Here is a 13,617-nt window from a genome sequence, read left to right as displayed (position 1 = left end):
GTGTTGACTATCCGAAGACTACCCGTCGAAATTGCGGTGGATATCTGATCGCTCTTCCTTGGGCGGGCGACCGAACGCCCGGCGAGCCAAGTTTAGGGGGTTTACCGTTGCCCTGCTCCTTACAAACCGGTAAGTTAGTTTGCATGACGCTAATCGCTGAAGCAGCCATCGCCGACCCTGCCGCGGTCGAGGAGATCGGACGGCAATGGGAAAAGGCCTGGAATGACCACGACGGAGACGCCGTCGCTGCGTTGTGCGCCGAAGATCTCGTCTATGACGAACCGGCGCTCGGTGACACCGTTTACGGTCGCGATTCGATCCGCTCGTTCGTCAACGCCATGCATGCTGCCTACCCCGACCACACATTCTCGCTCGAGGGCCTTTACGCCGACGTAGCACGCCGCGCCGTGCTGGTGGCATGGCGGTTCAGCGGCACTCATGCGAAGTCGGGCAAGACGATCGAATTTCACGGCGATGACCGGTTGGATTTTGACGAGTTCGGTCTGATCCGCGCCTATCGGTGCCTGTACGACAACGCGCTGGTGTTTCGACAGCTGGGCAAGACCCCTCGGTGACATCCGCCCGGGTTCGCAAGCCTGCCGCGGTCCGCAGAGCGGAGATCCTCGAAGCGGCTGCCGTAGAGTTCGCCGAGACTGGCCTCGCCGGAACGCGCTTGGAAGCGATCGCAGCCCGCGCGGACATCTCCCATCCGCGAGTCGTGCAGATGTTCGGCTCCAAACAAGCGCTGTTCCTCGAGGTTGTCGAGACGACGTTCGACCGCATCACCTCAGCGTTCCGCGAAGCTGCCGACCGTCACACCGAGCTGACGCCGTTGGTGGCGATGGGAGAGGCGTATCGGCGGCTGCTGCAACGGGATCGCACCACCGCGCTGATGATGTTGCAGAGCTACGCCGCTGCAGGAGACGACGCCGTTCGAGAAGCCGTCGCACGCCGGTACCTTGCCTTGCAGCGCACGGTGGCCGACCTGACCGGCGCCGACGCGATGCAAGTGCGAACCTTTATCGCCACCGGACTCATCGTCACCGTCTCGACCGCACTCGCCCTGCCCGGCAAGCGGTCCGACGCGACATGGGCGGCGTGGCTGCTGGACCAAGCCAAGCCCTGACCGTTCATGTTGTGGCGGCGCGGAACGCCTCGACGAGTGCCGAAAGCTCCTGCACCGCTCGGTCCGGTTCGACGGATAACGACGCCGGAAACCGGACGTCGGTCACCCCGGCGGCGACGAGCGCAGGGACGCCTGCAGTCGATGCCTCGAAGTCAATCGAGCCGTCGTCTCGTTTTACAGCACGCGCGACACCCTGCACCTGCAGATCTGTTGGGTCTCCGCCGAACTCGCGGATCTTGTCCTTCATCGCCGCAATCGCACTGGGCATGTCCGCGTACGCGGGCCCCCACGGGATCCAGCCGCTTCCGAAGCGTGCAATCCGGCGCGCGACAGCGTTGTTCACCGTGCCGCTGATCCACATCGGCACGCCACAAGGTTGAACCGGCTTGGGCATTTGGTGGATGCCGTCGAACGTCAGCTCGGCGGATTCGTAGGACGCCCGCTGCTGCGTCCACAGCGTCTGGCAGACCTCCAGCGTGTGGTCGAGCAACCGACCGCGATTCTTGAATGACAGGCCGGCGGCTTCGTATTCCTCACGCTGCCAGCCCACGCCGACGCCTAGATCCATTCGACCCTCCGACAGCACGTCAAGCGTGGCGAGTTGTTTGGCCAGCACAGCGGGCCGCCGTAGTGCGGCGAGCAGGATCGCGGTACCCAGTCTGATCCGCGTAGTGGTGGCGGCGATCGCCGTCAGCACAATCAGAGGCTCCAGCCAGCTTCCGTCCGGACCCGTGGGCTGCCTGCCGCCCGCCTGGCCACCGATCGTCGGGTCGGCGTAGGCGTCCAGGTTCTCCCCGAACACCACGTGGTCGGAGACCACCACCCGGTCCACACCCGCAGCGTCCATGGCCTGGGCGTACTCCAGGGTGGCACGCCAGTCATGGTGCGGACCGTCGGTATAGGTGGTCAGGTAAAGAGAGAGTTCGGGTTTACGCGTGGTCATGCCTTCTCCGATGGCCAATGTCGACCCCAATGATCCACTACTGCCACTTCGGACAGCGGCTTTCGGCGCACCATGCGATGTCTTCCCTGCGGCCAACCCGCCGTCACCAGCGCAGCGACGACCCAGTCGTCCGGAATGCCGATCAAAGTGCGCAACGCGTCGTCACAGGACATGTGCCACAACGTAATCGCTGCACCTAAGCCCTGTGCGCGAGCGGCGAGAAGGAAATTTTGTACCGCCGGAAACAGTGAGGCCCCCTGCTGCAGTTCAGTTGCCCCAGCCTGTGGCTGGACGCAGAACAGCACGAGAGCAGGTGCGTTCCCGCCGACGCGCATGTGTTCGGCCATCGCCCGCAGCACCCGGGACTTTGGGTCATTGGCGTCGCCTGCGGGCGTGGACAGCCGATAGAAGTCCTTGAGGCTGTCCCATGTTCGGTGGGCAGCTTCGGTGATGACCGCGCGTGCCTCGGGCGAGCGCACCACGACGAACCGCCATGGCTGCTGGTTTCCGCCTGACGGCGCCCAGGTCGCCGCAAGCAGACATCGTTCGAGCACCTCGTCCGCGACCGGTTCGGCGCGGTATCGCCGAACTGCGGACGCTGTGCGCATCACCTCCCACAGGTCGGTCGAGGTCGACTGGGCCACCTGCCGTGTCATGCCGACCTCGTGCGTGGAATGAGCCCGCGCCAGTTTCCCCCGCGTACCGGCCCGGTGACCAACGGCAGGTCCAGAGTGGACAACGTCCCCGGCGGGGCCGCCATGACTGCAGGGATGGCATTGAGTTCACGCATGACAGTGGCGTAGGTCAAGCCACGCATATTGTTTCCGCGTCCGTGCATCTCGATGTCCACCGTGTAGGTCGGCAGGCCGTCGACGATGACGCGGTAACCCCCGTGGGGTGACGGATGCCGTGGCCAATCCGGCGCGGAGCCCTCCCCCATCCGCGTGATGTGCTCCAGCACGACACGCTCCTCACCGTCGACCATGCCTGCGAGCTTGAACCGCATTCCGCCCATCGTGCCCGGCTCGATCCAGCCCGAGGCGACCTCGTAACGCTCTGTGGCCAACCACTTTTCGATCGTCGTCTCGACGTGGTCGAGCGGCAGACCGACTCCGTCGGCAACGAGATGCACCGTCGGTGCCCACAGAGCGGCGAGGCGCTTTGTGTCGAAGAGGGGCGCAGGATGATCAGGCGGGTGACCAAATCCCATGAAGTCGAACATGATGTCGGGCTGGTTGATCGGTCCGTAATCGAGTATCTCGAGCATCGTGATGCTGTCGACGCGGCTGCTGAAGCCGGTCATCGTCAGCGCGATCACGTCGTTTGCCCAACCGGGGTCGACTCCACTGTTGAAGAAGCTGGTTCCGCCCGCCGCACACGCCTCCTCGATCAGGTCGACGGTTTCCTTGTCCGCCGCGGGCGGATAGCACATCGGCACCAACGAAGTGCAAACGACGTTCTTGCCGGCCCGCAGACACCGGGCGACGTCCAGCGCCGCCTCGCGATACCGGTAATCACCCGACGCGAAGTAGGCAACGACATCGGCGTCGACTGCCAAAGCGGTCTCGATGTCTCTGGTGGCGCTGACGCCGGTCTTGGGCATCCCGCATAGGTCTCCGGCGTCCACGCCGTCCTTGGCTTCGGCGTGCACGACGACACCTACGAGGTCGAGCCCGGGATGTGCGATGAGGGCTCGTAGAGCGCCGACTCCTACCTGCCCCGGGCCCCAGAGAATGACCCGTGGGTTGCGTTGGCGGTTCGCCATGAGCAGCCTTCCATCTGATCCACCGACGTGTGAGAACATACTTTCTCAGTAATTGATAACACCATTACCGGAGTTAGAGAACCGTGGAGGAGACAATGAGCGATTACGAGTTCCTGAAGTGGGAGTCTTTCGACGACGGCCAGATCGTCCGGATCTCGCTGAACCGGCCAGATCAGCGAAACGCGCAGAATCGCGGAATGCTGGTCGAACTCGACGACGCGTTCACCAGAGCCGAGGCCGACGACACCGTGCGCGTCGTGATCCTTGCGGGTGAGGGGCCGATGTTCTCCTCGGGCCACGACATCGGATCCAAGCAGGCCCGAGCCGAATTCACACCGGGGCCGGACCAGCACCCCACCGCGGCGATCAATGGCGGGACCCGCGAGGGCGCCGAGAAGATCATGCTGCAGGAATGGCACTACTTCTTCCAGAACAACCTTCGCTGGCGCAACCTGCGCAAGATCACCATCGCCCAGGTGCACGGCGATGTGTTCTCAGCGGGCCTCATGCTGATCTGGGCATGCGACCTGATCGTCGGCAGCGAAGAAGTGCGTTTCGCCGACGTCGTCGGCACGCGGCTGGGCATGTGCGGCATGGAGTATTTCGGTCATCCGTGGGAGTTCGGGCCGCGTCGCACCAAGGAACTCATGCTCACCGGCGACGCGATCGACATCGACGAGGCATACCGCCTCGGCATGGTGAGCAAGGTATTCAAACGCGAGGAACTCGCCGACCGCACATTGGAGATGGCAAGGCGCATCGCCACTGTCCCCACGATGGCGGCGCTGCTGATCAAGGAATCGGTCAACCAGTCCGTCGACAACATGGGCTTCTACAACGCGCTGCAGTCCTGCTTCACGCTGCACCAGCTGAACCACTCGCATTGGGTTGGCGTGCGTGACGACAAGCGTGCGACGGCCGGTGAGGAGCAGGGCGTGCCGAACTGGCGGACGGCTCCTCCAATCGTGCTGTCGGCCAAAGACCAGGTGCGTGCGCAGGCGTGACGGACAGCCCACAGCCGATGCAGGTGACGATTCCCGGGCACCTGTTTGCACAGCTGCCCTTCTACGACGTCGTCGATACCGACGACACCGTCGTCGTGGATCTGCACCACAGACACGACTTGGTCAACATCCGCGGCGCGTTGCAGGGCGGAATGGTTGCCACGCTCATCGACGTAGCCGCGGGACGGCTGGCGATCAAACATGTGAACACAGCAGCGGGTGCCGGCACGGCCGACATGTCGATCCACTTCCTGGCGCCCATAGTCGAGGGGCCTGCCCGGGCGACCGCGACCCTGGTGCGCGCGGGCAGGCAATTGATCGTCGTAGCGGTCGATGTCGTCGACGTCGGGCGAAATCGCTTGGCGGCACGCGCAACCCTGAGTTTCGCCGTCATGGAGTCGCGCGAATCGCCTCAACCCGCCGCCGGTCCGTAGCGGGCGTCCGCCGCACGGTCAAGCGCGGACGCCGGCTCGCCGAACACCATGCCCCAGCCGCGGGTCCGTCGGTAATACAGCTGAATGTCACATTCCATGCCGAACCCGTATCCGCCGTGGATGTGGAGGCTGCGATAGGTTGCATCGCGGGCACTTTCGAACGCGAATGCGAACGCCATCGCCGCAAGCTCACTGACACGCTCTGGTTCGTCGGCAAAAGCGCACGCGGCCTTCAATGTCAACAGCCGAGCGCCGTCCGTCGCCGTGGCGCTGTCGGCCAACGGATGCGACACCGCCTGGAAGGTTCCGATGGGGGTGTCGAACGCACGCCGTTGTTTGGCGTATTCGACGCCGATTTCGATCGCCCTGGCCGAGGCGCCGACAAGGGCCGCCGCGGTCAACGTCAGCCATAGATCAACCGCGCCGGAGAACATCCGGCGTGCGCTTGCTCCGTCGGCCAGGACAACGACCTCGTGGTCGATATCGATATCGGCCAGAGGTAACGAACCGAGGTTCTCGACCACACGACGGTTTTCCGTCAGAGGCGATGCAATCAGACGCCCATCCATGAACGCGATGACTGCGTCGGCGACAGCGCCACCGGGTACCAGTGTCAGTTGGGAGCCACACCCTGCGCGAGGCGCGAACGTGACCAGCTTGTCACCGGCGACAGCCGCGCTCAGTAGCGCAGCACCGGCGGCACCGCTGGACGCCAGCAGTCTCGCCGCAACCTGTGCCTCGACAACAGGAGCCGACACTACCGCGCGACCGAACTGCTCGGCGATGAGCGCGAGATCCAGCTCGGAGGCTTCCCAGCCGCCCGCCTCGTGGTCGACGGCCATCTCCACTACACCGATGTCGTGCAGTGCTTTCCACAGTGCCGGGTCAAAGCCCAGGGGTTGCGCCGAGCGCACTCGCTCCGTCGTCGACTCCTTGGCGTATATCGAGGCGAAGGAATCAACGAGTTGCCGCTGTTCCCCGGAGAGGGTCAGGTCCACGCTGCAGTCCCATCACATGCGGATATGGTTGCTCTCAGATTTGAGAGTAACATTATCGACCAAGCTGGCGCACATGCCGAACGACAGGACGGTTCGTTTCAATGCACTTTCAACCTGACGCTGACGCCGAGGCTTTCCGGGCCGGTGTGCGCAGCCACTTGCGCGAGGTGATGACACCGGAGTTCGAGGAACGGATCTACCGCAGCGGCGTCGCACACGACGATGATTTCGCGAAAGGTCTTGTGCAGAAGGGTTATTTCGCCCCGAGCTGGCCTGTCGAGTTCGGCGGGCAGAACAGCAGCGTCTGGGAGGATCAGGCACTCAAAGAGGAGCTGATGTCCGCCGACGCGCCCGTCTACCTCTCGGAGACAACTCGAATGGTGGCGGCGATCATCCGTGAGATCGGCAGTCCCGTGATGAAGAACCGCATACTGGGGCCTGCACTCAACGGCGACCTCACGATCGCATTGGGATTCACCGAGCCTGAATGCGGGTCCGATGTCGCCGCGGCGCGGACCAGGGCCATTCGCGACGGCGAGCAGTGGGTGATCAACGGGTCCAAGATGTTCACCACCAACGGCCATATTGCCGACTACGTGTTCCTTCTCGCCCGCACCAGCCCCGAGAAGCCGAAACACAAGGGCCTCACGATGTTTCTCGTTCCTCTGGATTCCCAGGGTTTCGACGCGCAGGCGGTCTGGACACTGTCGGGAGAGCGCACGAACGTCACCTTCTTCACCGATGTCCGCATCGGCGACGAGTGGCGCGTCGGTGACATCGACGGCGGTTGGCAAGTGCTGGGGTTGTCGTTACAAGACGAACACGCGTCCGGCTGGGGGCCGCACCTTGCCAGACTGCTACATCACGTGGAGCGCTGGGCCAACACCCCCGGCAGCGATTCCGAGTCACCTCCGATCACCAGACACGACGTGCGACGAAGGATCACCAGGGTGGCGATGGAACTCGAGGTATCGATGCTCCTTCAACGCCGATGCGTCTGGATGATCGAACAAGGACAAACGCCAGTTGGCGAGGGGCCGATGTCCAAGTTGTTCAGCACCGAAGCACTTGCCCGGGCCAGCCAGGACGTCGTCGAGCTCGTGGGGCCAGACGCGATGCGAAGCCACTTCGAGCCGACGGCAGTCGAGGAAGGTCGCTTCGAGCACCTCATGCGGTTCTCGCTGGGCACGACTATCTACGCCGGCACCAGCGAAGTGCAGCGCACCATCATCGCCCAGCGCGGACTCGGCCTACCCCGTTAGCTTGCGGGGCTTACGGGCGCTGGTTCGCTTCGCGGGCGCTTTCGCGACACGCCTCGGCTTGACTGTGCCCGCCGGCGGTGTCAGTGCTTGCCTGCACCACGCCCACAGTTGATCCTCGGTCAGCTCGGCGCCCTTGACGCCGAGGTGGAATACGCCGATTTGCGCGAGCGCGATCAACGTCGAGTTCAGCAGCGTCGTCAGCTGCACGGGCGTCATGTCCTTTCGCACCATCCCGGCGCGCGAACACGACGTGAGAATCTTCGTCAGCAGCTTCTGGTGCGGCTCCCAGATCTTGGCGAAATCAGCAGGACGCTCGATCTCCAGACTCAGGTTGTAGATCGTCATCACCCTGCCGCCAATTGCCTCGGAAGATTCTGCCCGAGACAGGAACCCACGACAGAACGCTTCGAGTTGTTCCATCGGACCGTCGGCCGCCGAGACCTCGTGGCGAATGGCCTCGATGAATTGACTTGTCGCATTCTCGTAGAGCGCCAACAACAGTTCTTCTTTGCCCGCGAAGTGCTGGTAGAACGCGCGCAAGCTCAGATTCGACCGGTCGATCAGGGTCTGGATCGTGAAGTCGGCCCGTCCGGACTCCTCGACCAGTTCCAAGGCCGTGGCGAGGAAGCGCGAGCTACGCGCCAATGCACGCGCCCTGGCGGCGGAAAGCCGCCGTTCGATCGTGCGTTCTTGCCAGCTCGTGGGCATTTCGACTTCGGCGTCCACGAGCTCGAGGCTGGCTTCGGTGTCCTGTTCCGGACGCTTTTTGGCAGTCATGATGATATGAGAATACGCGTTCCCCGGCTTTCTTACTCAATCTACCTACACGAGTATGTTGCGGTGTCGAGCCGGACATGGCACCTCGCGCGCGACTGGGCGGTTTCATGCGCTAGTCTGGAAACGATCATTCTCGATTATGACAATTCAGGTTTCGCGAATCTGAAGCCGGAAGCCGTCTTCGAAGGAGTGCAGCGTTGAGCGCAGACATCCTGATCGTTTCACCCGACGACCACTTGGTTGAACCGGCCGATCTGTGGACCAGTCGACTGCCGGACCGATACCGAGACATCGGGCCGAGGATCGTCCGGCACCGGGGCCGCATGGATCCCGCCGTGACGACCGACGTCGCGTTCATCGACGACGACGAGGGTCGCGATGCGGACATCTGGCATTACGAGGATTCGATCATCCCGATTCCGCTCATCAGCGCGGCCGCCGGCTATGAGCTCGACGAGCTCACCACGGACCCCATCACCTACGACGAAATGCGGCCCGGCTGCTACCGTCCGGCGGACCGCCTGGCAGACATGGACATAGCCGGCATCGAAGCGTCCGCGTGCTTTCCCAACACGCTCGTCCGCTTCTGCGGTCAGCGTTTCCTATACGGCAAAGACAAAGAGCTGGCCGCACTCTGCGTGCAGGCCTACAACGACTTCCAGATCGATGAGTGGGGCGCCGGTTCGGGTGGTCGCCTGATCCCACTGGGCATCATCCCGCTCTGGGATGTCGATCTCGCCGTCAAAGAAGTCGAAAGGGTGGCGGCCAAAGGCATGCACGCAGTGTGCTTCTCTGAGCTGCCCTCCCGGCTGGATCTTCCGTCCATTCACAGTGGCTACTGGGATCCCTTCTTCGCCGCCTGCGAAAGCAACGACGTCGGCATCATGCTGCACATCGGGTCGAGCTCATCGCTGACCAAGTCGTCACCCGACTCGCCGCACGTCGTCACCAGCGCTCTGATGGCGGTCAACTGCACCATCGCTCTCGTCGACTGGCTGTTCTCCGCGAAGCTTAAGCAGTTTCCCAACCTCAAGCTGGCATTCGCCGAGGCGCAAGCGGGCTGGATCCCGTACTACCTGCAACGCGTCGACGAGGTCTGGGAGGACCGCCGGGCATGGGGCGGTATTCACCCGCTGCTGACCGAACCGCCGAGCAGCCAAGTTCCCGGCCGTGTGTGGTTTTCCACGTTCGGCGATCCGGTGGCGTTCCGCATCCTCGACCTCGTCGGTCCCGACCAGCTGATGTTCGAGACCGACTACCCGCACAACGACACCAACTGGCCCAACAGCATGGACGTCGCCAACAAGGCGACCGAGGGCCTGGACGAAGAGACCAAGCGAAAAGTGTTGTCCACCAACGCCAAGACCTTCTTTGGCATGGTTTGAGCTCCCGCGCGAGGGCTACAGCGCTTTCCAGTCGGGTTTGCGCTTCTCGAGGAAGGCGCGCGGTCCCTCGACGGCGTCCTTCGTCAGCGCCACCTTCATGCGGTAGTTCTCGGCGAGGAGTTCGGCTTCGTAGATGGGAAGCGTCAAGCCCTTACGCACGGCCATTCGTGAACCCCGGACTGCCAGCGGCGCATTGGAGTTCACGACTTCTGCAATCTCCCAGGCCCGGTCCATCAGCGCGTCGTGTGCGACCAACTCGGTGAAGATGCCCAAGTCGTAAGCCCGCTGGGCGTCGAGGCGCTCATGTTTACCCATCAAGATCAGACGCATTGCGACGGGAAGCGGCAGAATCCGCGCCAGCCGGACCCCTTCGCGGCCTGACGTCACACCGATGCTGACATGCGGGTCCATCAACGTCGCATGCTCGGACGCGATGGTGATGTCAGCGGTTGTCACCAAGTCCATTCCGGCGCCACAGGCGATCCCGTTGACAGCGCAGATGATCGGCTTGGTCATCTGCAGCCACGGTGGCGTCGCCTCCTGCGGGGCATCCCATTGCCGCATGGAGCTCAGGATCGGGTCACCCTGGTTGTCGATTCCCGCTGCGTTCTCCATGTCATGGTCAGCGGCCTTGTTGACGTCCGCCCCGACGCAGAGCGCGCGGCCGGCTCCGGTGATGATGACAGTCCAGATGTCTTGGGAATTCTCGATTTCCGCGTATGCCACGGCCAACTCGGCGATCATCTCGTCGTTGATCGCATTGAGCACCTCGGGCCGGTTGAGCGTCACACAGGCGGTATGGCCCCGGATTTCGACTTCGATCGTGTCATACTGCGTCACTTGGTGATACTCCTGTCCTCCGAAGCCGTTGCGGCGCTGGGGCGGAAGCCGAAGATGTCGCTGAACCTGTCGCAATACCGTGGCCAGACATCGGGGTTGAGCAGGCGTGGTGGCATACCACCGCTGAAGATCGTCTGCCATTGCGTGGCGGTGGCCACCGCGATGTCGCGAGCGGCCTCGACGGTGATTCCCGCAGTGTGCGGAGTAGCAACCACATTGTCCAGGTGCAGAAGCGGGTTTGCGGGACGTGGCGGTTCCTCGTGGAAGACGTCCAGCCCCGCTCCCGCGATGCTGCCGCTGGTGAGCGCGTCCAGCAATGCTGCTTCGTCGTGGACGGGACCACGCGCCGTTGTGATGAAGTAGGCACTGGGTTTCATCGCCGCGAACTGCGCCCTGCCGATGAGGCCCTCGGTTTCACTCGTCAGCGGACAGGTGACCTGTACGAAGTCGGCTAGCTCGAGCAGTTCCTGCAGGGGCACCAGTCTCACACCGCGAGCACGCGCACGTGCTTCGTCCACGTACGGATCGAATACCAGAACCTCCATGCCGAAAGGTGCGCACAGCTCGACCAGTCGGCCACCGATGGCTCCGAGGCCGACGACACCCAGTGTCTTGCCCAGCAGTTGGCTCCCCCGCAGTGCCAGCCGATCACCGATCGGACCGGCTCGCAGCACCCGATCTGACACCGTGATCTTCTTCGCCAGATCGAGCATGAAGCCGAGTGCGTGTTCAGCCACCGCTTCGGCGCCGGGTCCCGAGTTGTTACAGACGACTATCCCCGCGCGGGTGCACGTCTCGACATCGATGACGTCGTAGCCGGCACCCGCTGAGCACACCGCGACGAGTTGCCCACAGCGGTGCACCAATTCCGGACCAGCCAGCCACTGCGCGCCACCGTCAACGGACGCCACGTCGGTTCGGGTGGCGACTTGATAGCCGTGCGCCGATTCCAATGCGGCCCAACTCTGCTCGGGCGGCGCGCTGAGATCAAGCTCGATCAGCTCGAGATCGCCAACCTCGAGGATGTCACCGGCGACGGGGTCGGTCCATCGCTCGAAAACCAGTCGCGGACGGGCGCCTTCGCTCATCACTTCTTCAGTTGGGGCTTCGCCTGCGCTGCCTTGAACATGTCGGCGAGCGCCGCATCGACATTCTTGTAGTCGTTGCGCGCAATGGCGCCGTCCCGGCCCTCGACGATGTCGTAGCCCAGCCGCAGATCCTTGTTCTCCATGTGGAAGTATTCACGTCCGATCGGCAGACGGCGGTCTTTGCGAGGCACCTCCATCCATGCGCGCAGGAAGCACCGCGACCGTTTCGGATCGGTGCTGCTGACGAAATCCGACCGGGAATGACACATTGCGAAGTTGTTGGCGACCGCTGCCTCGCCGGACTCCAGCCGGAACTCGACTTGTTGCTCGACGAGGATGGTCCGCAACAACTCGATGGCTTCTTCCTGTTTCGGCGTGAACTCGCGGCCGATCGTCTTCATCGCAGGCAGGATGCTGCTATAGGTGAAATTGATGCAGATGCGGCCGTCGATCTGGGAGAACACCGGCACGTCGTAGGGCGTCACGTCGGGTTGGTCGTCAGGCTGTTCACTGCGGCGGTGGTGAGGGAAGCCCTGATAAAGGACATCGAGCAAGTCCGGTCGTTCGGCGAGTATCCGATTGTGCGCGGCCGGACCGCTGGCGAATTGGCTCTCGCCGCCTTGGGCCGCCGGATAGACGCACAGCAGCGACAGAATGTCGGCGGCGTCGTTGTGCATGGCCAATTCAGCCCGTGATTTTGTGCCACGGGCCGGTTGCACCCCGTTGGGCAGCACCTCTTCCTGCACACGCACCATGCGGTGGCCGAACGAATTGTTGGACACCAAGTACCCAAGGTGTGTGCAGAACGCCCAATAGATGCGTTCGAGGTCCTCGATCGAGTGTTGCTCGACGGGGAAGCCGCGTACACAAGCCAATCCCCTGCCGAACATCAGTTCGCGGTAGAGCCGAGCCAGATCCTCGTCGAGGTCGGGGTGACGGGCATCCTCGGGTGTGATGTCGTCGCGATCCTTTGCGGAGGTTTTGGCCAAAATCGATTCCAACGCAGCCACATTGCGGGCCGACAAGTCGAAAGCGAAATCCTCCTTGCTGGCGAAGTCGGCACCGGTCCACGCCATCGGATCGGTGACTCGTTCGGTGTAGATAGCGGTGGGCATTCGTCCTCCTGTTGTGCTGACCAGGCTTTCGCTATCGGTCGGTGCGGCTCTCCAGTCCCCGCAAGGCGCGCGCGCGGTTGGTCGCTGCCTCGGTCATCATCCCGACGTCTGTCCCCGCTGAAATGAATCGCAAACCGATATCTACGAAGCGTTCCAGCAGGTCCAGCGACTTGATCCCGGCAACTCCCAGCGCCACGCCGTGCTTGCGGCAGGCCGCCGCGACCGATTCTACTGCATCATGGAAATGAGCATTCTCATACTCGCCATGGATGCCCATTTCGGCGGTCAGGTCGCTAGGCCCGAGCAGGATCATGTCGATGCCATCTACGGCCGCGATGTCATCAACGGCAGCGACCGCCTGTGGGGTTTCGACCATCACCGCGACAACGGTGCGACCGTCGAGAAGCGCCGTCAGTTCGGTGGCCGTGCGGGCATGGTAGCCGCTGACGGCATTCGGCCCCGAGATGGACCGGTGCCCGAGCGGTGGGAACCGGGACGAATCAACGACCGCTTCTGCTTCGGCCACTGAATTAACGTGAGGCACAATGACTCCCACTGCACCATTATCCAGAATGCGAGCAATGGTGCTGGGATCGTGCGACGGCACCCGAACGAGCGCCGAGATGCCTGCGCCCAGGGCGCTTGCGCACAGCATCGCTGTCGTCTCCAGGGAGGTCGACGTGTGCTCGAGGTCGACGTAGACCGCGTCGTACCCGGCCGCGGCGGCGATGGCCGGCACGTCGGGAGTGCGTGCGTTCAGCAGCGCGAGGCACAGCACCAGTCCGTCACCGCGCAATGCCTCCCGAAGCGGTCTGTGCACATGGCCACGGTATCCGACTGAGAACGTTCATTCCACCAAGTCGTTAACGCCATTATCAAT

15 protein-coding genes are annotated in these 13,617 nt (G+C 63.2%); 6 read left to right on the top strand and 9 right to left on the bottom strand.

The window, feature by feature from the left end:
* Positions 1-143: 143 nt before the first annotated feature.
* Together J3E61_RS26245 and J3E61_RS26240 are read left to right on the top strand one after the other, a co-directional pair.
* The gene (locus tag J3E61_RS26245; RefSeq protein WP_210085864.1) at positions 144-575 is read left to right on the top strand and encodes a nuclear transport factor 2 family protein; all 432 of its coding nucleotides are present in this window, start codon (positions 144-146) and stop codon (positions 573-575) included.
* On the top strand, positions 572-1,126 hold the full coding sequence (locus tag J3E61_RS26240) for a TetR family transcriptional regulator (protein ID WP_192723612.1): 555 nt from the start codon (positions 572-574) through the stop codon (positions 1,124-1,126). Before J3E61_RS26245 ends, J3E61_RS26240 begins: the two co-directional genes overlap by 4 nt.
* Positions 1,127-1,130: 4 nt before the next feature.
* Here the strand turns inward: J3E61_RS26240 and J3E61_RS26235 are convergent, their stop codons facing one another.
* From J3E61_RS26235 to J3E61_RS26225, 3 genes are read right to left on the bottom strand one after another with little or no spacing between them, the layout of a single operon-like run.
* Entirely contained in the window at positions 1,131-2,069 is a 939-nt protein-coding gene (locus tag J3E61_RS26235; protein WP_210085863.1) for a TIGR03619 family F420-dependent LLM class oxidoreductase, read from the bottom strand.
* On the bottom strand, positions 2,066-2,677 hold the full coding sequence (locus J3E61_RS26230; RefSeq protein WP_210086705.1) for a nitroreductase family protein: 612 nt from the start codon (positions 2,675-2,677) through the stop codon (positions 2,066-2,068). The genes J3E61_RS26235 and J3E61_RS26230 overlap by 4 nt, the downstream gene beginning before the upstream one ends.
* Before the next feature lie 44 nt (positions 2,678-2,721).
* Complete coding sequence (locus tag J3E61_RS26225) at positions 2,722-3,834, bottom strand: dihydrodipicolinate reductase (protein ID WP_210085862.1); 1,113 nt, start codon at positions 3,832-3,834, stop codon at positions 2,722-2,724.
* Between the two features lie 95 nt (positions 3,835-3,929).
* Between J3E61_RS26225 and J3E61_RS26220 the strand changes: the two genes are divergently transcribed.
* Positions 3,930-4,838 carry an enoyl-CoA hydratase gene (locus J3E61_RS26220; protein WP_210085861.1) on the top strand — a complete coding sequence of 303 codons (909 nt, stop codon included), beginning with the start codon at positions 3,930-3,932 and terminating at the stop codon, positions 4,836-4,838.
* A gap of 17 nt (positions 4,839-4,855) precedes the next feature.
* A complete protein-coding gene (locus J3E61_RS26215) occupies positions 4,856-5,272 on the top strand; it encodes a PaaI family thioesterase (RefSeq protein ID WP_210086704.1) in 417 nt (138 codons plus the stop codon).
* Here the strand turns inward: J3E61_RS26215 and J3E61_RS26210 are convergent.
* A complete protein-coding gene (locus J3E61_RS26210) occupies positions 5,251-6,270 on the bottom strand; it encodes an acyl-CoA dehydrogenase family protein (protein ID WP_210085860.1) in 1,020 nt (339 codons plus the stop codon). The two genes, J3E61_RS26215 and J3E61_RS26210, sit on opposite strands and share 22 nt — an antisense overlap.
* A 101-nt stretch (positions 6,271-6,371) precedes the next feature.
* Here J3E61_RS26210 and J3E61_RS26205 point away from each other — a divergent pair, with 101 nt between their 5' ends.
* Complete coding sequence (locus tag J3E61_RS26205; RefSeq protein ID WP_210085859.1) at positions 6,372-7,532, top strand: acyl-CoA dehydrogenase family protein; 1,161 nt, start codon at positions 6,372-6,374, stop codon at positions 7,530-7,532.
* Here J3E61_RS26205 and J3E61_RS26200 read toward each other — a convergent pair.
* Entirely contained in the window at positions 7,521-8,309 is a 789-nt protein-coding gene (locus tag J3E61_RS26200; RefSeq protein ID WP_210085858.1) for a TetR/AcrR family transcriptional regulator, read from the bottom strand. The two genes, J3E61_RS26205 and J3E61_RS26200, sit on opposite strands and share 12 nt — an antisense overlap.
* A 197-nt stretch (positions 8,310-8,506) precedes the next feature.
* Between J3E61_RS26200 and J3E61_RS26195 the strand changes: the two genes are divergently transcribed.
* Complete coding sequence (locus J3E61_RS26195) at positions 8,507-9,694, top strand: amidohydrolase (protein ID WP_210085857.1); 1,188 nt, start codon at positions 8,507-8,509, stop codon at positions 9,692-9,694.
* Positions 9,695-9,709: 15 nt separating this feature from the next.
* Here the strand turns inward: J3E61_RS26195 and J3E61_RS26190 are convergent, their stop codons facing one another.
* The 4 genes from J3E61_RS26190 to J3E61_RS26175 are packed head-to-tail and all read right to left on the bottom strand — an operon-like array spanning position 9,710 to position 13,557.
* Entirely contained in the window at positions 9,710-10,534 is an 825-nt protein-coding gene (locus tag J3E61_RS26190) for an enoyl-CoA hydratase/isomerase family protein (RefSeq protein WP_210085856.1), read from the bottom strand.
* Positions 10,531-11,622, bottom strand: coding sequence for a hydroxyacid dehydrogenase (locus J3E61_RS26185; protein WP_210085855.1), 1,092 nt, complete (start codon positions 11,620-11,622; stop codon positions 10,531-10,533). Before J3E61_RS26185 ends, J3E61_RS26190 begins: the two co-directional genes overlap by 4 nt.
* Positions 11,622-12,737, bottom strand: coding sequence for a TauD/TfdA family dioxygenase (locus J3E61_RS26180; RefSeq protein WP_210085854.1), 1,116 nt, complete (start codon positions 12,735-12,737; stop codon positions 11,622-11,624). The genes J3E61_RS26185 and J3E61_RS26180 overlap by 1 nt, the downstream gene beginning before the upstream one ends.
* 31 nt (positions 12,738-12,768) lie before the next feature.
* Positions 12,769-13,557: an aldolase gene (locus J3E61_RS26175; RefSeq protein ID WP_210085853.1), complete on the bottom strand. Its 789-nt coding sequence runs from the start codon at positions 13,555-13,557 to the stop codon at positions 12,769-12,771.
* Positions 13,558-13,617 lie beyond the last annotated feature (60 nt).

It is taken from the genome of Mycobacterium sp. OAE908, from assembly GCF_017872775.1.
Classification (GTDB): Bacteria; Actinomycetota; Actinomycetes; order Mycobacteriales; family Mycobacteriaceae; genus Mycobacterium.
The sequence above is the reverse complement of the archived record's forward strand: the minus strand, read 5'-3'. Positions and strand labels throughout refer to the sequence as shown.